The sequence below is a fragment of the Prosthecobacter sp. GW821-HT29F12 genome (assembly GCF_058803405.1).
Window position 1 is genome coordinate 5,761,715 of sequence record NZ_CM179517.1, and the last position, 21,679, is coordinate 5,783,393.

The 21,679-nt window shown below is 56.6% G+C and carries 24 protein-coding genes; 2 read left to right on the forward strand and 22 right to left on the reverse strand.

Annotated features, from left to right (window positions below):
- Positions 1-112: 112 nt before the first annotated feature.
- Both AC3RLQ_RS23910 and AC3RLQ_RS23915 read right to left on the reverse strand, forming a co-directional pair.
- On the reverse strand, positions 113-289 hold the full coding sequence (locus AC3RLQ_RS23910; RefSeq protein ID WP_493031171.1) for a hypothetical protein: 177 nt from the start codon (positions 287-289) through the stop codon (positions 113-115).
- 41 nt (positions 290-330) lie between these two features.
- A complete protein-coding gene (locus AC3RLQ_RS23915; RefSeq protein ID WP_493031172.1) occupies positions 331-645 on the reverse strand; it encodes a hypothetical protein in 315 nt (104 codons plus the stop codon).
- 161 nt (positions 646-806) lie between these two features.
- Between AC3RLQ_RS23915 and AC3RLQ_RS23920 the strand changes: the two genes are divergently transcribed.
- Positions 807-968, forward strand: a complete 162-nt coding sequence (locus AC3RLQ_RS23920; RefSeq protein ID WP_493031173.1) for a hypothetical protein — start codon at positions 807-809, stop codon at positions 966-968.
- 90 nt (positions 969-1,058) lie between these two features.
- Here AC3RLQ_RS23920 and AC3RLQ_RS23925 read toward each other — a convergent pair whose 3' ends face one another.
- The 8 genes from AC3RLQ_RS23925 to AC3RLQ_RS23960 form a co-directional block, all read right to left on the reverse strand.
- Entirely contained in the window at positions 1,059-1,643 is a 585-nt protein-coding gene (locus tag AC3RLQ_RS23925; RefSeq protein ID WP_493031174.1) for a helix-turn-helix domain-containing protein, read from the reverse strand.
- 49 nt (positions 1,644-1,692) lie between these two features.
- Positions 1,693-2,772 carry a helix-turn-helix domain-containing protein gene (locus AC3RLQ_RS23930; RefSeq protein WP_493038751.1) on the reverse strand — a complete coding sequence of 360 codons (1,080 nt, stop codon included), beginning with the start codon at positions 2,770-2,772 and terminating at the stop codon, positions 1,693-1,695.
- Entirely contained in the window at positions 2,666-3,769 is a 1,104-nt protein-coding gene (locus tag AC3RLQ_RS23935; RefSeq protein ID WP_493031175.1) for a hypothetical protein, read from the reverse strand. The genes AC3RLQ_RS23930 and AC3RLQ_RS23935 overlap by 107 nt, the downstream gene beginning before the upstream one ends.
- Before the next feature lie 259 nt (positions 3,770-4,028).
- Complete coding sequence (locus AC3RLQ_RS23940) at positions 4,029-4,283, reverse strand: hypothetical protein (RefSeq protein ID WP_493031176.1); 255 nt, start codon at positions 4,281-4,283, stop codon at positions 4,029-4,031.
- Positions 4,284-4,933: 650 nt separating this feature from the next.
- Positions 4,934-5,503, reverse strand: coding sequence for an RNA polymerase sigma factor (locus AC3RLQ_RS23945; RefSeq protein WP_493031177.1), 570 nt, complete (start codon positions 5,501-5,503; stop codon positions 4,934-4,936).
- A 15-nt stretch (positions 5,504-5,518) separates the two neighbouring features.
- Positions 5,519-5,998 (reverse strand): Spy/CpxP family protein refolding chaperone, encoded by a 480-nt coding sequence (locus AC3RLQ_RS23950; RefSeq protein WP_493031178.1) that lies wholly within the window; start codon positions 5,996-5,998, stop codon positions 5,519-5,521.
- Complete coding sequence (locus AC3RLQ_RS23955) at positions 5,995-6,318, reverse strand: hypothetical protein (protein WP_493031179.1); 324 nt, start codon at positions 6,316-6,318, stop codon at positions 5,995-5,997. The genes AC3RLQ_RS23950 and AC3RLQ_RS23955 overlap by 4 nt, the downstream gene beginning before the upstream one ends.
- 77 nt (positions 6,319-6,395) lie before the next feature.
- A complete protein-coding gene (locus AC3RLQ_RS23960) occupies positions 6,396-6,704 on the reverse strand; it encodes a hypothetical protein (RefSeq protein WP_493031180.1) in 309 nt (102 codons plus the stop codon).
- A 262-nt stretch (positions 6,705-6,966) separates the two neighbouring features.
- Between AC3RLQ_RS23960 and AC3RLQ_RS23965 the strand changes: the two genes are divergently transcribed.
- Positions 6,967-7,155, forward strand: coding sequence for a hypothetical protein (locus AC3RLQ_RS23965; RefSeq protein WP_493031181.1), 189 nt, complete (start codon positions 6,967-6,969; stop codon positions 7,153-7,155).
- Between the two features lie 193 nt (positions 7,156-7,348).
- On the opposite strand, the gene AC3RLQ_RS23970 is transcribed toward AC3RLQ_RS23965, so the two are convergent.
- From AC3RLQ_RS23970 to AC3RLQ_RS24025, 12 genes are all read right to left on the reverse strand, one after another.
- Positions 7,349-7,738 carry a hypothetical protein gene (locus tag AC3RLQ_RS23970; protein ID WP_493031182.1) on the reverse strand — a complete coding sequence of 130 codons (390 nt, stop codon included), beginning with the start codon at positions 7,736-7,738 and terminating at the stop codon, positions 7,349-7,351.
- Between the two features lie 12 nt (positions 7,739-7,750).
- Positions 7,751-9,715, reverse strand: a complete 1,965-nt coding sequence (locus AC3RLQ_RS23975) for a heavy metal translocating P-type ATPase (protein WP_493031183.1) — start codon at positions 9,713-9,715, stop codon at positions 7,751-7,753.
- Between the two features lie 34 nt (positions 9,716-9,749).
- Positions 9,750-10,091, reverse strand: a complete 342-nt coding sequence (locus AC3RLQ_RS23980) for a hypothetical protein (protein WP_493031184.1) — start codon at positions 10,089-10,091, stop codon at positions 9,750-9,752.
- A gap of 12 nt (positions 10,092-10,103) precedes the next feature.
- Positions 10,104-10,454, reverse strand: coding sequence for a hypothetical protein (locus AC3RLQ_RS23985; protein WP_493031185.1), 351 nt, complete (start codon positions 10,452-10,454; stop codon positions 10,104-10,106).
- A 67-nt stretch (positions 10,455-10,521) separates the two neighbouring features.
- Entirely contained in the window at positions 10,522-10,995 is a 474-nt protein-coding gene (locus AC3RLQ_RS23990) for a hypothetical protein (protein WP_493031186.1), read from the reverse strand.
- 67 nt (positions 10,996-11,062) lie between these two features.
- Positions 11,063-14,251, reverse strand: coding sequence for an efflux RND transporter permease subunit (locus AC3RLQ_RS23995; RefSeq protein WP_493031187.1), 3,189 nt, complete (start codon positions 14,249-14,251; stop codon positions 11,063-11,065).
- 2 nt (positions 14,252-14,253) lie between these two features.
- Positions 14,254-15,435, reverse strand: a complete 1,182-nt coding sequence (locus AC3RLQ_RS24000; protein ID WP_493031188.1) for an efflux RND transporter periplasmic adaptor subunit — start codon at positions 15,433-15,435, stop codon at positions 14,254-14,256.
- A gap of 25 nt (positions 15,436-15,460) precedes the next feature.
- Positions 15,461-16,513: a TolC family protein gene (locus AC3RLQ_RS24005; protein WP_493031189.1), complete on the reverse strand. Its 1,053-nt coding sequence runs from the start codon at positions 16,511-16,513 to the stop codon at positions 15,461-15,463.
- A gap of 306 nt (positions 16,514-16,819) precedes the next feature.
- Positions 16,820-17,269: a hypothetical protein gene (locus tag AC3RLQ_RS24010; protein WP_493031190.1), complete on the reverse strand. Its 450-nt coding sequence runs from the start codon at positions 17,267-17,269 to the stop codon at positions 16,820-16,822.
- Between the two features lie 97 nt (positions 17,270-17,366).
- On the reverse strand, positions 17,367-17,801 hold the full coding sequence (locus AC3RLQ_RS24015; RefSeq protein ID WP_493031191.1) for a hypothetical protein: 435 nt from the start codon (positions 17,799-17,801) through the stop codon (positions 17,367-17,369).
- The gene (locus AC3RLQ_RS24020) at positions 17,798-20,944 is read right to left on the reverse strand and encodes an efflux RND transporter permease subunit (RefSeq protein WP_493031192.1); all 3,147 of its coding nucleotides are present in this window, start codon (positions 20,942-20,944) and stop codon (positions 17,798-17,800) included. The genes AC3RLQ_RS24015 and AC3RLQ_RS24020 overlap by 4 nt, the downstream gene beginning before the upstream one ends.
- Positions 20,945-20,948: 4 nt before the next feature.
- Entirely contained in the window at positions 20,949-21,668 is a 720-nt protein-coding gene (locus AC3RLQ_RS24025) for an efflux RND transporter periplasmic adaptor subunit (protein WP_493031193.1), read from the reverse strand.
- Between the last annotated feature and the right edge of the window lie 11 nt (positions 21,669-21,679).

A 21,679-nucleotide genomic window follows, 5' to 3' on the forward strand; every position in this document is an offset into this window, starting at 1 on the left:
GTCGGAGACGGATAGTGCCAAAGGGGGGGTATAACCCTGCCTTGGATCTCAAAGAGTTTCGAACACCAAGGCATATCCAGATAGAAGTGCGTACACCTGTTGGCGCGTCATCTCAGCGGCGGACGGGCATGTTTTCATCAGGCATCGGCCTGCTGTCTTTGGGACCAGTGCCCATGTTGTGCCAGCCGCTGTCGCCGTGACGATGGCGACCGCTCTCACAACCGGAGAGGGCGAGGGTGACGAGAAGGGCGCTCAGCGCGGCCAGGGTGGAATTCAGTGTCGTTTTCATGATGAGGGTGGTTCGGTTTTAGAATGACGCTGGGTCGTGACTTAGTGCCTGGTGCAGTGACGCATGGTGCCACCACAAGTGGCGCAGACGTGCTGGGTGAAGGTGCCGGTCTTCACCCAGGCGACGACCTTGTTCTCACAATCCGGGCAGCTCATGCGGCTGGCAGTGCGCAGGGTGATGAAGCCGCCCTTGGCACCGGCTGCTCCAACTCCGTTGGTGGAGGGAGCTTGGAAATAAATGGTTCCGCACTTGCTGCAACTCACGGCGCTCGTGGGCGGAACGTACGTCGTGCCGCTCTGGCATGAGGTCAGGAAACTGGCAACGCCAAGGCTGCTGACCATCAGGAGTATTTTCATCAATATCTTCATATGTGGTAGTGTGTTTCTTGTTTGTTGTAGCTGCTGGTGGTTGGTCCAGGAATGACATCGCCGCAGGCGAAAGGGGTGGTTATTGAGGGGGGGGGGCTGGCCTCTTCGCAAAGAACATGGATGACATCCCCTGCCAATGAGGCCATGCCATGCAGGACTTTGAGCGTGATGATCTTCCCACCTTCATCAAGCGTCATCACGCCATGCTCAAATCCGCGACAAAACGCGGGCCTGCCTGGCCGGATATCAAGGCAACCGCAGCCGCAGTCGAGGTCAAGCCGCTCCGGATGGAACATCTGCTGGACGCCTGAGGCATCGACAACGGTGACTTTGAGAGTGGCTGATGACATTGGCGAAGAAATTAGCAGGACCATTGAAACATTCTCCGCATCACAGCGGAACTAATGTGCATTTTTCCGGAATTTGCCGCTTGCACTGAGTTTTTCGCGATATCCGGTAGGACTGACTCCGGTCAAACGCTTGAACACACGGTTGAACTGCGAGAGCGATTTGAAACCTGTGTCGTAGGCAATTTCGGTGATTCGTAGCACGGGATTCGAGAGCAGCGCTTTGACTCTTTCGACACGTACACTAGCCACATAGCCGGTGAAAGTCATTCCCGTGGTCTGACGGAACATCTCGCTAAAATAGCCTGCGCTGAAGTTCACAGCTTTCGCGACATCCCCTAGCGAAAGATTTTTGTTCAGATGGGAGCAGACAAACGTCTTCGCTTTCGTGATCGCGGCTGGTTCGGCAACCAACCGAACCATGGCATGCTGACGATGACAGGCATCGGCCGGACCATTTTGATGCGGCATACTGTGTTCAAGAATGCGGCACAACGCCAGCCTGCCCGGAAGCTGGGGAATGCAGCCACAATCACATTCAAGATCAAGAGCCTCGATCAGGAACGTCTTCTGGAGTCCAGTCGAACTAATGAGGGTTACGAGAATGGTGGGCAGTGGCATCGCCAGCAAAATAGCCATTCACCGCATCCCCAAGCTCCGCATCACCGCGGAATTGTTACGCAAATTATCAGGAATTGACCATGCCTGTCAGACCCAGACGATAATCACGTGGGCTGACACCACACACGCGTTTGAAAACGCGGTTGAACTGCGAAAGCGATTTGAACCCCGTGTCGTAGGCGATGGTGGTGATTTGCAGACGCGGGTTCGCCAGCAGACTTTTCACCTTCTCCACCCGTACGCGTGCCACATACTCGGTGAACGTCAGGCCCGTGGTTTTGTGAAACAGCTCGCTGAAGTAGCCAGCGCTCACATTTACTGCCTTGGCAACGCGCCCCAGCGAAATCTCATCATCGGAGTTCACCTGGACGATGACCTTCGCCTTGGTGACGGAAGCGGACTCCGCCGACTGCGCCTCCAAGCTCAGGGCATTGGCGCACTCTGACAAATGACCAGCAAAAATGTGCAGCAGCCGCAGCATCGACTGATACTGCGACTCTTTGAGCACGGTGGTGGCGAACCACGCTTCTTCGGCCTTCTTCAGGTCGATCTCTGTTCCCATTTCGATCAAGATCTGCGCGACTTTGCTGAACTGCTTCGCATCGGGCCGGTGAAGTAGGATTTGACCCGTTTGAAGAAAGGCGATGACCTTTTCACCCACACGCACCGGCACGGCGCTCTCACACAAGCCGGCAAAACAATGCAGAGACCTTGGCTCCATACCCTCCTGCTGCTCAATTTTTTGCTGCAAGGCAAAGCACGCGGCACAGGCTTGATTACTTTTTGCCATCAGAAGGCAAAAGGGATTTCCCCCCGGTCGATCGGATAGTCCTCCCGCCACAGACCCTGGCTCGTGCAAATGCATGGGCAGCCCAGTGGCGCTTTCAAAAGCACTCTGATAATCTTGAAACAACTGACTTTTCGTGAGCTTCCCGGTCAGTGACTCTAAACGAGCCTTGGAATGGGGGGCAGTGTCCAGCATGGGGGTATTTGCGTCTCTTTGGTATCTTTTGTCTTCCGTAGAATCCGACACACGTAAATCAGCGCAGGATGACAAAGCTGCCGTCAGACCGTGCGTAGGCGGCGGTGTAGCTCCACATGGGAAGCTTTTCTCCATCGCCGGAGTCCATGACACGGCTCTGAGCATCCAGGATGTCCCAGTGCAAGCGACCGGCCTTGGACCAGCCGGAACCAATGATGCTGGTGATGAGCGTCTGGCCTTTTGTGCTCTGGGTGAGAGTGGGATGCTTGGCGTTTTTGGGTCCGATTTTCTGCGCGTTACCGGCCCCCATGATGCCAGTGACGATCTGACCGTCATTCTCCCATGCAGCACGTAACGACTGCCCACTGAACATAAGGCTGGCGCTGCTCATTGGACAGGCGGCAATGCGCCAGTCGTCGAGTTTGTTGAAGGTGTTGCGTCCGGCTTTGCTCGTGATCAGAATCATGCCTCGTGCATTCGGCGTGGTTGCGGCGCGATAGAGCACGCTCAGCGTGTCATCGCTGGCAAGATGCGCACGCAGGGAACAACAGGCACAGACACCGGGCATTTTGTCATTCAGTGCGATGGGCGCTGAGAATGTACCGCCGTCATCGGCGGAATACCGCACCCAGACCAGGCGTGAACCCTCTCCAGTTTCATTCGCATGTGCGGCGTGCCAGACGACGCAGACATGTCCCTTGCCATTGGCCGCGATGGATGCTCCTCCATCGAGTGTAGTGGTATCACCCATCAGGTTTTGCTGCGGTCTAAAAGACTTCTCACCGGCGTGGAGGCTGGCATATAGTAGCGGAGCACGCATCAGCATCTCCTTTTTTCCCCCGGTGCTGCCATTCCAGATGACCTGCACGCTGCCGTCCTTCCCAAGCGCGATTTGTGCGCCACGAATGGTGCCTGCGGCGATGGCTGAGCGCGGTTCGCTATTCACGGTGACAGGAACAGTCCATTCACCACCTTCCACTCGGCGTGTGGTATGGCGGATGTCGCACCCCTTGGGGTCGCCCAGAAGATAAATCAGATGAACGACACCCGTGGGAGTAATGGCGACCTGCGGCTGGGTGCCCGGTTCCGGGAGCGATTCGATCTGCACTTGCGCGTGAATGGCTGCCGTGAGGATCAGCCAGAAACAAAGGACGGATTTCATAATTGGAGGCGTGTGATGGTGCGGGCCACTCTCGTGGAAAAGACAAACAAAAGAGAGGCTGGCCGGCATAACAGCCGGCCAGCCTCGCGCTTCAAACGAACGATCAGTGCCGCTCGCAGCTCGCACAGTGTTTTTGTCCGGTCCGCGTGACTTTGGCGGCGCAACTGCCGAGAGCGAAGGTCGTGACGCTGATCGCAATGATGGTGAGGATAGTTTTCTTCATACAACGTTGGTGTTTGTTGCTTTTGTAAGGAAGAGGTTATTGCTTCTTAGCCGCCTTTACTTGAGCGGCAAACTTGGCGGGATCTTTATTGAAATCCTTGAGACACGATTTGCAGCACAGATACACATCGGTGCCTTCGTGTGTGACTTTGACGGGTTTGCCCATTCCGCCCAGATCTTCGTTTGAGACGGGGCACTTTTTGAGCGGATAGGTGGCGGGGACGCCTTCAATGGCTGAAGCGATGCCAGCGCCGAGAAGGAGGCTGGAGAGGAGCGCGAGGGTGAGTTTCATGGAGGTGTGTCAGTCTTTCTTTGTTTGGATGATATGCCGCTTCAATGGAAGCAGTTGAAGGTGCAACTCCGTCGGGCTTCAAATCCCTCCAAATTTTTTGCATTGGAAACCGCTGTTGAAATGTAATGGCGTACGCTACAGGAAGGCCACCTGCGGCTAAACCACAGGTGGCCCGAAAACCCGACAATGCTTAGTGCTGCGTGCAGTGATACAGGGTGCCTCCGCAGGTCTTGCAGACGTGCTGGGTAAGGCTGCCCGTCTTCAGCATGGCGATGACCTGGTTTTCACAATCCGGGCAGGACATGCTGTCGGCATGGCGCAGTGTGACGAATCCGCCTTTTGCTCCAGCGGCCCCGACTCCGCCAGTGGCGGGCGCATTGAAGTGAATGGTGTGGCATTTGCTGCAAGTGACCGCGCTGGTGGGCGTGTGCGTACTGGCAGGAGCCTGGCAGGAGCCTGGCAGGAGGCGAGGGCGAGTGTGCCGAGGGCCGCGAGGCCAAGGAGGGTGGAACGGATGAGTTTCGTTTTCATGGTCTGTGTCGTTTGGTTTGTCTTTGAATGGAGCGGTGTGTGCTCACACAGACATAACTCCGGAACGCCGCCAATCCCTCCAAGACCGAAAAAGAAGCAGCGGTCAGCGCAAGATCAGCTTACCGGGCTTGCTTCCCGACTGTTTCTTTGAGCATCTGCCGTGCTTTGTAGATACGGACTTCGACGGCTTTGACCGAGCAGCCGAGAGAGGCTGCAACTTCTGCGTGGCTCATGTCTTCGACAGCAAAGAGCAGCAGTGCCTCACGCAGATCGGCAGGCAATGCAGCGACGGCATTCTTCACGAGCGCAGTCTTTTCTCGTAGAGCTGCGGCGGCATCAGGGGAAAGCTGCGAATCCACGGGGTCATGGATCAGCGTGCCTTCTTCGTTTGTGAGCGGCATAGTGGGATGCCTGCCTTTCCAGCGGGCGTGGCTGCGGGCGAGATTGGCCGCGATGTGAAAGAGGTAGGTCGAAAAAGCGGCCGTGGGCCGGTAACTGTGACGGCTGGTGTAGAGCCGCACAAATGTTTCCTGGGTGAGATCCATCGCCGTCGCATGATCACCGACCATGCGCAGAAGAAAGGCGGCGACACGTTCACGCCAGCGGGTCATGAGTTCGTTCAGGGCAAGGTCGTTGCCAGTGGTGAGCTGCTGCATGAGCGAGATGTCGTCATCGGTGGAAGCAGGCATGAACGGTTGAAGCGGTTAGTGTCCGTTGGACAGGTGCTCAGCTTCGGTTCCGATCACCTGAGGCAGCATGGTGTCGAGATATTGCCGCGCCTGCTCTGGCGACATGACAGCAGCGGTTTCTTTCAGATGCTTGAGCATCGCCTTCTGACATTCGACTCGCACGGCGGCCTGCTCTTGAAGCGCGGCTTCGAGTTCAGGCATTACGATGTTTCCCTGCGAGGCAAGACTTCCGAGTTTTTTTTGCGAGGCCATCACTTTCATGCACAGGGCCTCGCAGGTGGGCCGGTAGGCGAGATGAAGGGATTTCACTTTCAAAAACTGCGCATCGTCAAGATTCAACTCATGGTGCAGCCATTCCAATTCAGGCAGCATGGTGTCGCCATCGTGCATCGTGGCATTCTGCTTCATGGTGCACTGGCACTGGTTGCGCGTGATGACAAAAGCAGCCGCGCTGACTGTCACCGCGAGAATGAGAATGATGAGTCCGCGTTTCATTCCTGGGAGGAGAGATGTGCTGGATGCAGCGGATTGATGGAGGCGAGGTAGGCCGTGCGTTGGGCGGATGCGCTGCTCTCTTTCACGTTAAGACCGCCAAGACCTGCGCCAGCCATGAGCATGACAGTAAACAGGGCCAGTGCAGGGGCGGGCTTGGCGATCCAGAGAAGCAACGCATCCGCGATCTCATGCCACCTGTTGCTCCAGGACTCCTTGCCTGCCACGGCAATGCGCGTCCAGACTTCACGGTTGAAGGAGGAGGGCAGTTCCAGCTTGGGCTGGGACTGGCGGATCAGAGAATGGAGTTCATTGTCGTTCATGATGGTGGGAAGGTGGCGGATGATCTGCCGAACTCAACCCGCCAGGTCATCCGAAGCCTGGCGGGTTTTCAGGGCGGTCAGTCCTTGGTGGCGCAATGCTTGAGCGCGTTGGCGGAGCAGGCTTTGCCCGCATGCGGCATGTCGCACCTGGTATTGCAGACGGTGCTGGGAATCGCTTGAGCGCCGCCTTTGTTCGGGCCCGTGGTGACATTCGCGCGGGTCTCAAAGCAGGCTTTGAGGCCGGGGCTGCGTGCCGCATGAGCAGCCTGGACAGCAGGAGTCACTTTCGTGGCATAAAAGTCCCAGTTCGGTGGGCTGGCTGAAGCATTGCTGGCACTGAAGCCAACGATAAGCGTGGCGGCGAGAAGGGTGAGTTTTGTTTTCATGATTGGTTCAGGGTTGAGTGGTTTGATTTCGTTTGGTTGGACGCTGTGTGGTGCATTCATTTAGTGCAACTCCGCCAATGAGCTAACCCCTCTGTGATTTTGAAAAAAACTGGCTGTCTGAATACCCCGGCAGTGCCGTTATCAGCGGTTGACCTCAGTCAAAACCACCGATTTAGACGACAGACACCTCCCCCTGCTACGTTTAACATACTGATGAGGAGGCCCATGGCTTCCTCATTCCAACCCAATAACCACAATCGATATGAAACTATCCTACATCCTCAGTCTATTTGCCATGAGCTGTGCTCTTGTCATTGGCGCTCCTGTGGAGAAAAAGTACAAAGAAGGCGGCTGCTGTGACAAAGCCCAGAAAGCTGGCGGCAAGTGCGAGCATCCCTGCTGCGTGAAGGCCGAAAAAGACGGCAAGGTCTGCGAGAAGTGCAACAAGTAGCACGGCCTCCAGCCTTGTTTGCGTGAAGAACCAGCCTGCATCACAGGCTGGTTTTTTATCATAGCAAAGCAGGAGTAACGATTCTTGACCCGGTGGCTGGGTGCTCGTCACCCACTGTCGCTCTGATTCCCCACGCTTATCGTCGGTATGGCGGGCAAGAACACCTCTGGTGTCCAGAGCATTGTGCAAAGACTTAATAATGCCTGCCTGTGCTTTCCTCCATCACCCGCATGAAACGCGCACCATACTCGGGGGACATCTGGCTGCTGATCTCTTCATGATGACGGCGTTTTTCTTCACTCGTTCGATTGCTTTTAATGGCGAACGGGCTGCCATTGCCATGGAAGTCTAGTTCGATCTGTTTGATGCGCTCCGCCTGGCTGTCGGTGATGTGATAGAGGGTCTTCCATTCCTCGATGGTCTTGGATACAGAGGCTTCCTGTTGATGAACGGAATGGAAATACCAAAACAGCGTTAGTACAACGAAGAACAGGAGCAGAAAGCCAATGGCTTTGATTTCATCGGAACGCGAGATCTTGGCGGAGGGAGGCGCGGTCCGCTTAAGACGGGAGTGCTTGCTCATGAATTACATCATTTAAAGTTTGTAGCCCCCACTCAGCAAGCGAAGTGCATTCATGATGACGAGCAACGTTGCTCCGGTATCGGCGAGAATTGCGAGCCACAGGCTGGCATGACCGGCGAATGCGAGGACGAGGAAGACAGCTTTGATAACGAGGGCAAAGGCAACGTTGAACTGAATGATTCGCAAAGTGCGGCGGCCCAGAACGATGGCTTCGGCTGCGCGTGTGAGATCGTCTTTCATCAACGCCATGTCAGCGGTCTCGATTGCTGTGTCGCTACCGATGGCACCCATGGCTATGCCAACACTTGCGAGAGCGAGCGCCGGGGCGTCATTTACTCCATCACCGATCATACCGACATAATGACGCTCTGTCAAGAGGCGACGGATGTGTTCGATTTTTTGCTCTGGCATGAGATCGCCATAGGCTTCGTCAATGCCTGCTTGCCTGGCAATGGCATCGACAGTGCGCTGGTTGTCGCCGCTGAGCATGACGACTTTTTCAATGCCTGACTCGTGCAGCAGCGCAAGAGCGCTGGAAACTTCCGGGCGCATGGTGTCGCCAATGCTGAGGATGCCGAGCACGGCACCGGCACAGCCGTCATGTGGTTTGTGGCCGAGGATGGCAAGCGATTCACCGCGTCCTTCGATCTCGGCAAGCTTTGCTTCAATCTCAGGACTGCACACACCCATTTCGTGCGCCATCTTGTGATTGCCGATGAAGTGCGGATGGCCGTCGATGACGGCGATGGCTCCACGTCCCGTGACGGATTGATACTGTGATGCCTCGCTCCAGGAAATGCTTTTGCTCTGTGCGGCGGCCACCACCGCTTTGGCCAGCGGATGCTCAGAATGGGCGTCAATCGCAGCGGCCAGACGCAGCACCTCATCTTCATACAGATCACCGAAAGGGATGACGCTGGTCACCTGTGGTTTGCCCTGAGTGATGGTGCCAGTCTTATCCACAGCAAGTACACGCAACTTACCAACGGCCTCCAGATAGGCTCCGCCTTTGATCAGCACGCCGCGTCTGGCCAGGGCCGTAAGGCCGGAAACAATCGAAACAGGCGTGGCAATGACCAGAGCACACGGACAGGCGATGACGAGTAGCACGAGCGAACGATACGCCCATTCTGACCACGCACCCGCTGTGAGCAACGGGGGTAGCAGCGCCACGAGCACCGCGACGACAAACACCGTAGGCGTATAGATCTGGGCAAACTTGTCCACGAAGCGTTGTGTGGGAGCCTTCTGCTCTTCAGCCTCTTCAACAAGTTTGATAATGCGGGCGAGCGTGGAGTCACTTGCGGCTTTGGTGACTTCAACAAGCAGTGATCCTTCGCCATTGATGGTGCCTGCGAACACCGGATCACCCGGCTTTTTTTCCACTGGCACAGACTCACCGGTGATGGGGGCTTGATTCACAGCGGAATCGCCTGTGATGACCTTGCCATCCAGGGGAACACGGCTGCCACTGCGCACACTGATTGCTGTGCCCACGGTTACTTCCGCTACAGGTGTTTCTTTAAAAGCACCCGTCGCATCTCGCGCCAAGGCTGTTTCTGGTGTGAGCTTGAGCAGCGAGGCCACGGCTCTCCTGGCTCTGCCGACACTCCAGGATTCCAGCAGTTCCGACAGGGCAAAGAGAAATACCACAGCGGCACCTTCAGCACCTTCACCAACGAGCCACGCACCCGTTACGGCCACGGTCATGAGCACATTCATGTCCAGACGCAGCTTCCGCAGTGCTCCGAATGCCGCAGGAACTACGAGCAATCCTCCCGCCAAGGTGGCGAGAGCAAAACTGATGGTTTGCAGCATTGGTGGCCCGAGCTTGAACCACTGCAGCAGCAGACCGCATGTGAGCAAGGTGCCGGAGGTGATGACCAGTGCGTTGCGCGGCAGGGAGGTCTCATCGTGTCTGTGCTCGCAGGAAGAGCAGGATTTCGATTGGGATTCGTCGTGGTTCTCGGTGTTCATAATTAATAGGGCTGTTGCTTTGATTGTTTATGGTTCAATGGGTTGGATGAAAAGCGGCGGAGCCAAGCAAGGCGCTGTAACATAAGAGCAGTATAAAAATTAGGATGAGCACCATGACGGTGACGGCGCTCCAGGTGGGGCCACCGGGGTGCCGCAGCACGGCGACAAAGCCCACCAGCCATGCACTGAAGGCGAGCACCGGACTGAGGATGCGGCATAGGATGAACGCGATCAGATCGCCCATGGCCGCCCCTGGTTGGTGTGGAGTGAGGACTCCGGTCAGTACGCCGGAGTAGAAGATGACCAGCGTGGCAAACGACAAGTAAAGCGCCGCTTTCGCCAGCGATGTGAGTGAGGATGGTGGTTCATGCGGCATGGTGTTCTGCTCTCATTTCGGGTTTTTGCCGCCTGCGCCTTTTGTTGGCTCCAGCAGTTCTATCCGCATGACGAAATCGGGGCCGAAAAACGGGTTATGGAGATCGACCCGGATTTTCATGCCAGGCTTCAAACGGGCTGGAGAAGCCTCTATGGCATCATGCCAGAACTTGGCCCACTGACTGTAAACAAATCTGCGCACTGGGCCGCCATTCTGCGCGAAGACGATCCACCGGGTGGCATGATCGACGCTTTGTATTACGCCAGTCATACTGGTGCCGCGCGGAGGCACGACCCCGGCGTTGACAGGCACCCCGCAAAGAACGACAGAGACCAGAAGGCCCATTTTGATGAATGTGTTCATGGGGTGGCGAATGCATCTAGCAGCGCCGCCCCAATGGTGAGCGGCACTGCGGATTGCGGTCGTGCTGTTATTTCTTTTTCTCCTCGTCGCCGTGCGCACAGGTGCAGGCGTATTCCTTGTTCTTGCAGGTGGGGCAGTCGTTGAGGTTAAGGTTGAACTTTTCATTGATGGCCTTGGCACCTTCTTTCTCGCGAATTTGCACCACGGTGGGGAGGTCGTTGCCTTCAGGGACGGCTTTGTCAGAGATCAGCTTTTCGCCATCTTTGGTGAAGTTCAGTTTCGTGGGAGCTGAGCGGTCGCCAAGGGTGACGCTGATGACCTGAGTGCCAGGGGCCACAACCTTCATGGCGTCATCAATGAAGCGGATTTCGACCTTTTTGTCTTTGTTCACGAAGAACTCGACATGGGGTTCGACTTCTGTGATGAGCCTGCCGCCAGTTGGGCCAGCCTTGGTTTCGTGATCGTGTTTGTCTTTGTCGGCGGCGCTGGCGGTGAAAGCCAGAGAGAGAATGAGCAGGGTGGTGGTGAGCAGCTTTTTCATGGTATGTTGGTATTCTGGTTTGGTTTTGCCTTCGCGTCGAAAGCTTGGAGCTCCGTCGCGTTGGAAATTAGTGAGATGCTGGGGCTTCGTTCTCGATGGCCTTGGCGGCGGCTTTGCGGCCGATCAGCCAAAACATTGCGGGCGTGATCGCCATATCGAGAAAGGTTGAAGAGATGAGTCCTCCGACGATGACAACGGCCACCGGGTGAAGAATCTCTTTGCCCGGCTGATCCGCCGCGAGGACGAGAGGTATAAGGCCGATGCCAGCGGAGAGGGCCGTCATCAGCACAGGCACCAACCGCTCCAGCGTGCCGCGTACGACCATTTTGCGGGTGAAACCTTCGCCCTCATGTGTCATGAGATGCAGGTAATGCGAGATCATCATGATGCCGTTACGTGCCGCTACACCGCCAACAGCAATAAACCCAACGAGCGTCGCTATGCTGATGTTGTTTAACTTAAAGTAGGTGAAGACAAGACCTCCCATGAGCGCCAGCGGGATGTTCACCAGCACCTGCAACGCAAGCGAAGCACTGCGGAAATAGCCGTATAGCATGAGGAACACAGCCACAAAGACTACGGAGGAGAAAACTGCAATGCGTTGTGTAGCTTCCTGCTGTGCCTGGAACTCACCCTCAAACGTGATGAAGTAGCCTTCGGGCAGCTTCACCTTGGCGGTGACTTCCTCCCGCAGCCTCACGACGAGGTTCGATACATCTCGCACGGTGGGCTTGATGGCGAGGGCGAAGCGGCGCTGGCTGTTCTCTCGGAAGATGACGTTCGGTCCTTTGGCCTCACGTACATCGGCAACCAGTGACAAGGGGATGCGCTGAACATGCCGACCATCGCCATCATCCTGCATCTCGATAGGCAGCTCAGCAATTTTGTCCGGTGAATCACGCCATTCAACCGGTAACCGCATGACCAGATTTACACGCCGCTGCCCTTCGCGCAGTTCAGCAACGGTTTTGCCCCCGATGAGGCTGGAGAGCTGGTCATTCAGTTTGCCAGGCGCGATTCCATACGCTTTGGCGCGGTCACGATCCGCTTCGATCCGGAGCTGCGGGATGGAGGAGGTCTGGTCGAGCTTGCAGTCTTGGAATCCAGGGATGGATTTGGCGATGGTCTGAATTTCGATGCCGAGCTGGCGCAGTCTGTCGAGATCTGGACCGAAAATCTTGACTGCCACGGGCGCGGAGACGCCGCTCATCATGTGGCCAATGCGGTCGGCTAGCGGGCCGCCCACGACAGCAAAGACACCTGGCACGCTTTTGATTTTCTTATTGATGTCTTCAAGAATCTCCTTGCGATTGCGACCTTTGGTTTGGTTCTCATTTTCGATCTCGCGGAAATCCACATCAAACTCGGCAGTGGATACGGGAACGACGTGATCTCCACGTTCTGCACGGCCCAGACGGCGGCCCACCTTGCGAACTTCCGGCACGGTTAGGATCTGCTGCTCGATGACATCGGAGATTTTGTTCATCTCCTCCAGCGAGGTGCCAGGCGCGGTGGTGGCGGCTACGAGCGCTGTCTCCTCCTGAAACTTGGGCAGGAAATCCTTGTTCATTTTTGGATACAGCGAGAATGAGCCGATCAGAAGCACTATTGCGATGGTGAGGACGACAAGGGGCTGATTGAGGGCGAAGCGCAACAGTGTGTGCTCCAGCAGCCACTTCATGTTGCGGGTGATGAAGCCGTCCTTGTGCTCGTGACCTGCGGCAGGATTTAGCAGCATCGAGCACAGCACCGGGATTGCAGTGAGTGAAACGATGAAAGAGGCGATCATCGAAATGATAGTGGCGATGGCAATAGGAGCGAACAGTTTGCCCTCCACACCCGTCAAGCCGAGCAACGGCAGAAAGACAAGAATGATAAGGATGGTGGCGTAAAGGATGGAATTTCGCACTTCCCCAGAGGCCTTGGCGATCACCTTCAATCGTGGGTGCGGATTTGGCAGAGCGGCATTTTCCCTCAGCCGCCGGAAGACGTTCTCCACATCCACAATAGCATCATCCACCACCATGCCGATGGCGACGGCGAGACCGCCGAGTGTCATGGAGTTTACGCTGATGCCAAACCATTTGAAGACAAGCAGAGTGATGCCAAAGGACAGCGGCATCGCCATCAGCGTGATGAAGGTGGTGCGGAAGTTCAGCAGAAACAAGAACAGCACGATGGTGACCATGATGGCTCCGTCGCGAATGGCATCGGCAAGGTTGCCGATGGCGTGATCAATGAAATCCTTCTGCTGGAACAGCAGTGTGGTTTCAACGCCTTTGGGAAAAGTGCTTTGAAGTTCTTCAAGAGCTGCCTTGATTTGCTCTGTGAGCTTTCGGGTGTCGAAACCGGGAGCCTTGGTGATGGACATGATGACGCCGTAAGTAGGTGATTTTTCCGGTGCCTGGCTGACGGTGGCATCACCTCGCATGGGCTCGATGCCCCAGACGACGTTTGCCACATCCCCTATGGCGATTGGGCGGTCGTTAATTTTCTTGATGATCGTGCGAGCGATGTCATTCAACTCCACAGTCATCGCCAGATTGCGCACCATGATTTCGGTGGAACCTGTATTGAGAAAGCCGCCCGTCGTCGTGTTGGCCGATTCGGTGGCGGCACGCTCCAGCTCATCATAGCTGACGCCGTTGGCCTGCATCTTGTAAGGATCAGGCTGGATCTCAATTTGCTTCACACCGCCGCCCATGTTGAGGATTTCGGCGATGCCGGAGATGCTTTGCAGACGCCGTTTGATGGTCCAGTCCGTCAGTGAACGCACTTCACGCGGCGGGATATGGCCGGGTTCGCCCTCCTTGGTCGTTGAGCGTACACCGACAAGCAAAATTTCTCCCATCAGAGAGGCCACTGGTGTCATGAAGGGCTGCACGCCTGAGGGCAACTGACCTCGCACGCTCTGCAGTCGCTCCTGCACGAGCATGCGGGCTTTGTAAATGTCAGTGTCCCAGCCGAACTCGGCATAGACAAGCGAGAGCGACACGTCAGAGTTTGAGCGCAGGCGAGTGAGCCCCGCCACACCCATGAGCGCGCTCTCCATCGGCTGTGTAACACGCATTTCCACCTCCTCCGGCGCAAGGCCAGGGGCTTCCGTGAGTATGATGACCGTTGGCTTTGTTAGATCCGGCAGCACCTCCACAGGCAGCTCAGTGGCCGTGCGTATGCCCATCACCATAAGGATGAGCGAGACTCCAATGATGACCGCCCGGTTTGCAAGCGACCAGTGAATCAGCTTGTTGAGCATGGCTAGTGAGCCTCCTTTTTGATGGGTTTCTGCGCAGCAACGTCATCCTCATCAGAAGGGCTTGCTGCTTTCCTGGCGAACAGGGATAGCAGCAGCAAAACCATGAGAACGAAGCTGGCATACATCCACATGGAACTCACTCCTTCCTCCGCGTGTGCATGGCTGCCTGCTAAGCCGCCTTTTTTCGCCTCCATCTCGGCTTTCTTCTCCGGTGTCAGCTCAGAGCCATCTTCCGCATGCTCATGTCCGTGTGCCGCATCCAGCGCTTCTTTGAGCGAGACGCTGCTGGCTCCGGCAAATGACAGGGAATAGGCCCCGCGCGTGACGACTTCATCCGCTGGAAGCAGGCCTTTGGTGATTTCGACAAACCGGTCATTTATCTCACCAACCTGCACCTGGGTTTTTACAAAGGCATTCGGCAGATCGAAGTCCTTCACATAGACAAAGCGGTTGCTGGATTCGCCCTGCAAGGCAGCGCGAGGAACGCTAACTACAGTGGTGCGCTTGCTCATCACAATGGAGAACTCCGCACGCATGCCAGCCCGCAGCAGTCCGCCGGGATTGGTCAGGCGGAAGATGGCATCAATTGTACCGCTTTCCTTGTCTGCACTGGTTCCAAAACGCAGCAATTCACCGTTGAATTTTTCGTTTGGAAGCGCGGCCACTTTGATATGAGCCTCAGTGCCAGATTTCATACGTCCGGCCTGATGTTCGGGAACACGGGCCACGGCATAGACCTCGCTGAGATCAGTGATTTCCAGCAGCGCCTTTTCCGGGTCGAGTGGATCGCCGAGGCGGGCATCGACCCGCGTCACCAAGCCGCCGAGTGGAGCTTTAAGCGGTATGACAGGCGGCGGATCACCGGGCTGGCGGCTCTCAATCTTCCCCACTTCGTCATCTTTCTTCACCATGTCCCCAGGAGCGATCTTCAGTTCCACAATGCGTCCAGAAATGCGGCTGCTCACTGCGGCAATCTTGTTCGGAATGGCTTCGATTCGGCCCAATGAGAAGATAGTGCCCTCGAAATCGGTTTCCTCGACCTCCACAGTTTCGATGCGGAGGTTTTTCACACCGGTTTCATCCAGCACCACAGTGTTCGCGGCGCGTTTTGGATCGCTTTCGGCGAACGCCATGCCTGACATGGCAAGACCGAGGAGCAAGAATTTAAAAGTACGTGTTTTCATGAAAATCGGGACTGGGGCGATATGATTAGTGATTGATAGACATGGCGGGAACCGCAGGCGCATGTTTGCCGATGGCAGCCTCGTAGCGGATGCGGGCCAGATGGAAATCCCGCAGAGCGTCCAGAGAGGAGGCCTCCAATTGCAGGCGTTGTTCACGCGCACGCAGCACGGTCATCAGATCAGCCTGGCCGCTTTCGTAAGCTTTCTCCAACTGCGCGGTTTGTTGCAGAGCAAGGGGTAGCAGATTGTCTTTTGTCTCCTTCGCAAGGCGGGCGTTGATGAGCATTTCACCGCGTGCCGTATCTGCTTCATTGATGATCTTTTTGCCCAGAGCATCCCGCTCCAGCTCCACCCTCCTTTTCACGGCAGTTTTCTCCGCGATCTCTCCCTGATTTCGATTCCAGAAGGGTAGTGGAAGAGAGATGCGGAAGCCAATGAAGCCTGTGCGCTGTTCGCCGGTGCCTTGAACATATTGCTGCTCCGGGCCTCCGATGAACCCCAGCGTCACATCTTGCAACCGCTTCGCTTTTGCAAGATCTGCATCCGTTTGCGCCGCCGCCATCTTGGTCTGCGCGAGCTGGTAGTCGGCGCGCTGATTTAACACGTTCGTGATGGCGGGCAGGGAGATGGCAGGCAAGTCACCGGAGAGGGTCAGGGAATCCGCAGGTGGCAAGTCAAGCATGGTCTTGAGCTCCCCCAACAGGCTGGTGTGCAGTGCTTCGATGCGCTGTGAATCCACCGTCAGACGTTGCGCATCCAACCCGATCTGCGCCACGTCCAGGACGGAAATTTCGCCTGCTTTGGCCCTGCCTTTCGCATAGTCAGAAAGCTTGGTTGCCAGGGCGATCTGCTGCTGGCGCAATGCGCGTTGTTTCTCCAGTGCCAGCAGTTGGACAGCCAGGCTTTGTGCTGTTGCGATCATGCGGCGCTCCGCATCACGCACCTCCAGTTCAGCAGTGGTGATGATCTGGCTGGTTAGCTTTTTTTCGAGGCTTAGGCGTCGCGTGATGGGGAACGCCTGCTCGAAGGCAAGCAATGCGCTGCCTGGCTCGACTTTGCTCTCTGTGCGCCAGTCCATGCTCAGCGTCGGATTGGAAAGACGACCTGAACCAAGCTGGCGACCGCGTGCCTCCTCCACGATGATGCGGGCAGCCTTGAGGGATGGATTCGACGAATGAACCCGTGGACCAATGTCAGCAAGTGTGACGGAAAGCGCGGAGGCCGAAGAGGCGACAGCTAAAAATAAAGATGTAGATAGAAGAGATGATCGAAACATAGACAGAGTGGTTTGAAGTTTGTAGGCGTGGACATGCCATGCCTGAGAAACGGGGGGGAAATCGGAGCGCCCTCAAACGTCAGTCGTGGACGGAGGCGCAGACTTCTCTCAAACCAAAATCACCATGCAACGTGCCACCTGCAACGCCGCAGGTGGCGAACTCTCGCCCCCGGTGTCGTGGGGTGACATCATCATTTCATTCACCGTGAGAGTCTGAATTAGCACCCACTCATGAACTGGATTTTCTGCCACTAGGACGGCCACAAAAGACGGGATGGACACGGTTGCCAAACCTGTGGCACTGGCCAGCAAATCCACCGTCAAAGGAGCATGATGCTCTGTATCCTCATGCTCACCGTCATCCTTGTGTGAGTCCTCAGAGCAAACAGCAAAGCCTGTCTTTCCGTCTTCCTTCTCATGATGGCAATGCTCCGCCTCCGTCACAACCACCGTGCCCTGATGATCACACACAAACCCGCGCTGCATCCCAAACACCTGCGCACACGCCACGAGCAGAACGGCCAGCGTGGGAAGGATGCGTTTGCGGAGGAGCAACATGACGGCAGTATGATGGGAGCGGAGTTGAATTTGTTCAATGTTATTTTTTGACCTCCAGACTTCATGCCAGGAGGTCAGGAGTTTCTGGCAACGCTGTTCATTCGTCGCAGGTGCAGGCGTATTCGGGATTGTGGCACTTTTCACAGATGCCCAGAATGAGCTTGATGCGAAAGTTTTTGGGCTTGCTCTCTGAGGTGGTCTTGACCTGAAGGACAACTTGATAGCCTTCACCTTCGGGGAGCTTGTTTTTGGAAACAACCAGGTCGCCTTTCTTCTCGAATTCGATCTTGGTTTTGCCGGTCGGGGCTTCGGCAGTGGCAGTGATGACTTCGCTGCTGGCGGGCTGGGCTTTCAGAGCGGCGTCATACATGGCTATGCTGATGCTGCGGTCTTTCTCGACGAGGAACTCGGCTTGCGTTGCTCCGAGATCGAGAATGAGACCTTTTCGCGGTCCGGCTTTGACCTTGAGATCAGCAAAAGCGGAAGTGGAGGCGAGAGCGGCGATGATGAGGAGGTTCAGCAGTGTTTTCATGGTGTGTTTGTTGTGGGTTTGGTTTTCCGTTCGATCCAGTCGTAGAGCACAGGCACGACGAGCAGGGTGAGGAAAGTGGAGGTGAGGATGCCACCGATGACGACGGTGGCTATGGGGCGCTGGACTTCCGCTCCAGCACCGTCGGCGAGCGCCATTGGGACAAACCCGAGGCTGGCTACGAGCGCGGTCATGAGCTTGGGGCGAAGCCGGGTGAGCGTGCCTTCGACTACGGCATCCCGCAGTTCGCGGCCCTCACTGCGGAGCTGGTTGATGTAGCTGATAAGCATGATGCCGTTCAAGACGGCGATCCCGCTCAAGGCGATGAATCCAACCGCAGCACTGATGGTAAACGGCATGCCCCGCAGATGAAGAGCAAAGATGCCGCCCGTGACCGCCAGAGGCACACACATAAAGATGAGCGTGGCCTGCCGGAATGAGCCGAAGCTGAGGAAGATGAGCACAAAAATGGTGCCCAACGCAAGCGGGACGACGATGGTGAGTCGTGCTTTGGCTTCCTGGAGGTTCTTAAACTGACCGCCGAACTCAAAGTAATATCCGTCAGGGAACTTCACCTTCTCACGGATGGCCTGCGTGGCTTCCGCGACGAAACCGGAGCTATCACGGCCCCGCACGTTGATGAGGATGCTAACGCGGCGCTGGGTTTTCTCGCGGGCAATCTGCACGGGCTGAGGCACGAGAACGATCTTGGCGATCTGGCCGAGCGCCAGCATTCCCCCGCCATCGGTAGGCACAGCAAGGTGCTTGAGAGCTTCTAGATCGCTGCGTCGATCCTCGGCAAGACGCACAACGATGGGACTGCGTTTGTTGCCGTCGATGACGAGCCCAACCTCATCACCAGCCAGTGCGGTTTCGACCAGGCGGTTCAACTCTTCGGTGTGGACGTTGTATTTGCGCAGCGCAGCACGGTCGGGCTGAATTTCAATCATGGGATTCTTGCCAATGCTGTCGAAAGCGGTCTCACCCCCACCGCGAACGGCGGTGATCGCGGTACGAACCTCTCCGGCGATGCGTTCAAGCTCGTCATAGCTGTCGCCGAAAATTTTGCATACAAGGTCGGCACGTGCTCCGGCCATGATCTCGTTGAAGCGCATCTGGATGGGCTGGGTGACGAGCACGTTCTGGCCGGGCACCTGACTGAGCAGAGCCTTGCGCATCAGTGCGCCCAGTTCCTCTTTGCTGATGGGCCTGCCATTTTCCTTGCGCCACTGCTCGCGTGGTTTGAGCATGAGGTAAGTGTCGGCGACATTTGGATTCATCGGGTCGGTGGCGACCTCGGCCGTGCCAATACGAGAGAACATTTCCTTTACCTCCGGGAAGTCGCGCCGGATGAGGGCTTCGCTCTGCTTTTGCAGGTCGATGGAAGCAGTAATCCCGGCGCTGCTGCTGCGAATGAGCTGAAAGGAGAAGTCGCCCTCATCAAGCTGCGGAATGAACTCGGAGCCGAGCCGTGAAAGCACCCATAGCGAGGAGCCAAACAGCAGGAGCATGGGCAGCACGATGAACAGACGGAAACGCAGGCCGAAATGGAGCAGCGGGGTATAGAGACGCTTCGTGAGAGTCACGAGCCAGTTGTCTTTCTCCTGAATCTTGCCACCGAGCAGAAAGGAGCACAACACAGGCATCAGGGTGACAGCAAGAGCGAGCGAACCCCCGAGCGCGAGCATGACCACCAGCGCCATAGGCTTGAACATTTTCCCCTCAATGCCCTGCAAGGCGAGGATGGGCACATAGACAACCGTGATGATAAGCACACCAAAGAACATGGGGTTGGCCACTTCCTTGGCGGACTTGAGCACCTCCTCGGTGCGCTCGCTGACAGTGAGTTTGCGTCCCAGCGCATGCTGTCTTTCGCCGAGATGACGCACGATGTTTTCCACCATGACGACCGCGCCATCAATGATGAGACCGAAATCAATGGCACCAAGGCTCATTAAATTCCCACTGATTCGCCAGTGAACCATGCCCGTCATCGCGACAAGCATGGACAGGGGGATGACGAGCGCGACGATGAAGGCGGCGCGGAAATTGCCGAGCAGTGCAAAAAGCACCACGACGACGAGCACGGCCCCTTCGACCAGATTTTTCTCCACGGTGCCGATGGTGCGGCTGACGAGATCACTGCGGTCGTACAGGGTGCGAATGGCGACGCCCTGGGGCAGCTTTTCCTGGATTTCGGTGAGACGGGCACGCACGGCCTGAGCAACGAGACGGGAGTTTTCACCAGCAAGCATGATCGTGGCACCCACGAGGGCCTCGCGGCCATCATCGGTGGCCGCGCCAGTGCGAAAGGCGGAACCGATGCTCACCGTGGCAACTTCGCTCAGCAGGATGGGCTTTACACCTCCGGCGAATTTTAAGGGGATGGCAAGAATCTGCTCGATCTCATTCACACGGCTGGCAGCGCGGATGATCAACTGTTCGCCGCCGATCTCGACATAACCACCGCCGGCGTTGCGGGTGTGCTGCTGCACGATCTCGGCGAGCATGGCAAGCGAAAGACCGCGTGCGGCAAGGCGGGTGGGATCAGGCTGGATGACGATCTGCTTGCGATAGCCGCCACTGGTGTTCACCTCAGCCACACCGGGTGTGCCACGCAGCAGAGGTTTCACCTGATACTCCTGGATTTGTGCCAGGGCCATAAGCTGCTCCTCCCGTGTGGCAGGCCGGGTCTTCGCCTCTTCAGTGTAGTCGAGGCTGTAATAAAAAATTTCACCAAGGCCCGTTGCGATGGGAGCGAGTTTTGGTGCGAGACCAGGCGGCAATTCATCAAGCACGCCCTGCAGTCGCTCGGTGACAAGCTGGCGGGTGCGGTAGATGTCCACGTCATCGTGAAAAATCATCGTGACCTGAGAGAGTCCGAATTTGGACAGTGAGCGCAGTTCTACCATGCCCGGCAAGCCGGCCATTTCCATTTCGATGGGAAAGGTCACTAGTTTTTCGATCTCCTCCGGCGCAAGCGCGGAGACAGCGGTATTGATCTGCACCTGCGGATTCGTGATGTCCGGCACGGCATCAATCGGCAGGTTGATGGCCGACCATGAGCCAATGCCGATGAGCAGCAGCATGGCGAGCAGCACGGCAGGCCGCTGTCGCATGGCGAGGGTGATGAGATGTGTAAGCATGGTATCAGTGGCCACAGGTGCAGGATTTGCCGCCGCGCAGGACTTGCAGCTCCGCAAGCCAGAGGGACATCACTCCGGAGGTGACGATTTCATCGCCTGCGTAGAGACCGTCGGTGATTTCGATCTGGTCATTGCTCCTTGCGCCAACCTTGACAGGCGTGCGGACGTAGAAAACGTCATTCTTTGCATACACAAAAGTGCCCTCTGCCGTTGTGAGCAGCGCACTTTTTGGAATCGTTGGCACGGCCTCGCCTGTAGGAAAACGAAACGTCGCCGTGAGTGCGGTGCCTGCGTTGATGATCTCTCGGGCTTGCACCTTGACCTCGAAGTCGCCAAGCGTGACGTAAGGTGACTTCTCAAGGCGAAGCACGCTGCCGGTGGTTTTGCCGCCCGCATGATCGAGTTCCACCTCCATGCCGGGCTGCACGCGGGCGGCCTGGGTCTCGGTGATCCAGCCGCTGGCCTCGGTGCCCTGCTCCATGGTCTGCAAGGCGGCGGTGAAGACGGGTGCGATTTTTTCCTCCTGCACTTCGGCGGTTTGCAGGCCGATGGCCTTCGTCATCAGCGGTGTGAGTGACAGGCCGTGGCCTTCTTTGAGCTGCGCGCCGGTTTCAGCGGAGGAACCGGCATCGTCATCGTCGGCAGTGATGCTGGCGGTGGACTTGCTGCAACTCGTTAGAAAAGCGGCAATAGAAATGAGCAGGAGTGACAAAATAAGTTTCATGGGCGAGTGCG

Coding starts and splice junctions, on each gene's coding strand:
- AC3RLQ_RS24005 (WP_493031189.1), bottom strand. CDS start 16,513: ATGGACTGGCGCACAGAGAGCAAAGTCGAGCCAGGCAGCGCATTGCTT.
- AC3RLQ_RS23955 (WP_493031179.1), bottom strand. CDS start 6,318: ATGAACGACAATGAACTCCATTCTCTGATCCGCCAGTCCCAGCCCAAG.
- AC3RLQ_RS24015 (WP_493031191.1), bottom strand. CDS start 17,801: ATGAAAACACTGCTGAACCTCCTCATCATCGCCGCTCTCGCCTCCACT.
- AC3RLQ_RS23975 (WP_493031183.1), bottom strand. CDS start 9,715: ATGAACACCGAGAACCACGACGAATCCCAATCGAAATCCTGCTCTTCC.
- AC3RLQ_RS23970 (WP_493031182.1), bottom strand. CDS start 7,738: ATGAGCAAGCACTCCCGTCTTAAGCGGACCGCGCCTCCCTCCGCCAAG.
- AC3RLQ_RS23920 (WP_493031173.1), top strand. CDS start 807: ATGCAGGACTTTGAGCGTGATGATCTTCCCACCTTCATCAAGCGTCAT.
- AC3RLQ_RS23930 (WP_493038751.1), bottom strand. CDS start 2,772: ATGCTCAGAGCCGTGTCATGGACTCCGGCGATGGAGAAAAGCTTCCCA.
- AC3RLQ_RS23990 (WP_493031186.1), bottom strand. CDS start 10,995: ATGAAAAAGCTGCTCACCACCACCCTGCTCATTCTCTCTCTGGCTTTC.
- AC3RLQ_RS24010 (WP_493031190.1), bottom strand. CDS start 17,269: ATGTTGCTCCTCCGCAAACGCATCCTTCCCACGCTGGCCGTTCTGCTC.
- AC3RLQ_RS24000 (WP_493031188.1), bottom strand. CDS start 15,435: ATGAAAACACGTACTTTTAAATTCTTGCTCCTCGGTCTTGCCATGTCA.
- AC3RLQ_RS23910 (WP_493031171.1), bottom strand. CDS start 289: ATGAAAACGACACTGAATTCCACCCTGGCCGCGCTGAGCGCCCTTCTC.
- AC3RLQ_RS23940 (WP_493031176.1), bottom strand. CDS start 4,283: ATGAAACTCACCCTCGCGCTCCTCTCCAGCCTCCTTCTCGGCGCTGGC.
- AC3RLQ_RS23925 (WP_493031174.1), bottom strand. CDS start 1,643: ATGGCTATTTTGCTGGCGATGCCACTGCCCACCATTCTCGTAACCCTC.
- AC3RLQ_RS23965 (WP_493031181.1), top strand. CDS start 6,967: ATGAAACTATCCTACATCCTCAGTCTATTTGCCATGAGCTGTGCTCTT.
- AC3RLQ_RS23950 (WP_493031178.1), bottom strand. CDS start 5,998: ATGAAACGCGGACTCATCATTCTCATTCTCGCGGTGACAGTCAGCGCG.
- AC3RLQ_RS23995 (WP_493031187.1), bottom strand. CDS start 14,251: ATGCTCAACAAGCTGATTCACTGGTCGCTTGCAAACCGGGCGGTCATC.
- AC3RLQ_RS23945 (WP_493031177.1), bottom strand. CDS start 5,503: ATGCCTGCTTCCACCGATGACGACATCTCGCTCATGCAGCAGCTCACC.
- AC3RLQ_RS24025 (WP_493031193.1), bottom strand. CDS start 21,668: ATGAAACTTATTTTGTCACTCCTGCTCATTTCTATTGCCGCTTTTCTA.
- AC3RLQ_RS23935 (WP_493031175.1), bottom strand. CDS start 3,769: ATGAAATCCGTCCTTTGTTTCTGGCTGATCCTCACGGCAGCCATTCAC.
- AC3RLQ_RS23960 (WP_493031180.1), bottom strand. CDS start 6,704: ATGAAAACAAAACTCACCCTTCTCGCCGCCACGCTTATCGTTGGCTTC.
- AC3RLQ_RS23980 (WP_493031184.1), bottom strand. CDS start 10,091: ATGCCGCATGAACCACCATCCTCACTCACATCGCTGGCGAAAGCGGCG.
- AC3RLQ_RS23985 (WP_493031185.1), bottom strand. CDS start 10,454: ATGAACACATTCATCAAAATGGGCCTTCTGGTCTCTGTCGTTCTTTGC.
- AC3RLQ_RS24020 (WP_493031192.1), bottom strand. CDS start 20,944: ATGCTTACACATCTCATCACCCTCGCCATGCGACAGCGGCCTGCCGTG.
- AC3RLQ_RS23915 (WP_493031172.1), bottom strand. CDS start 645: ATGAAAATACTCCTGATGGTCAGCAGCCTTGGCGTTGCCAGTTTCCTG.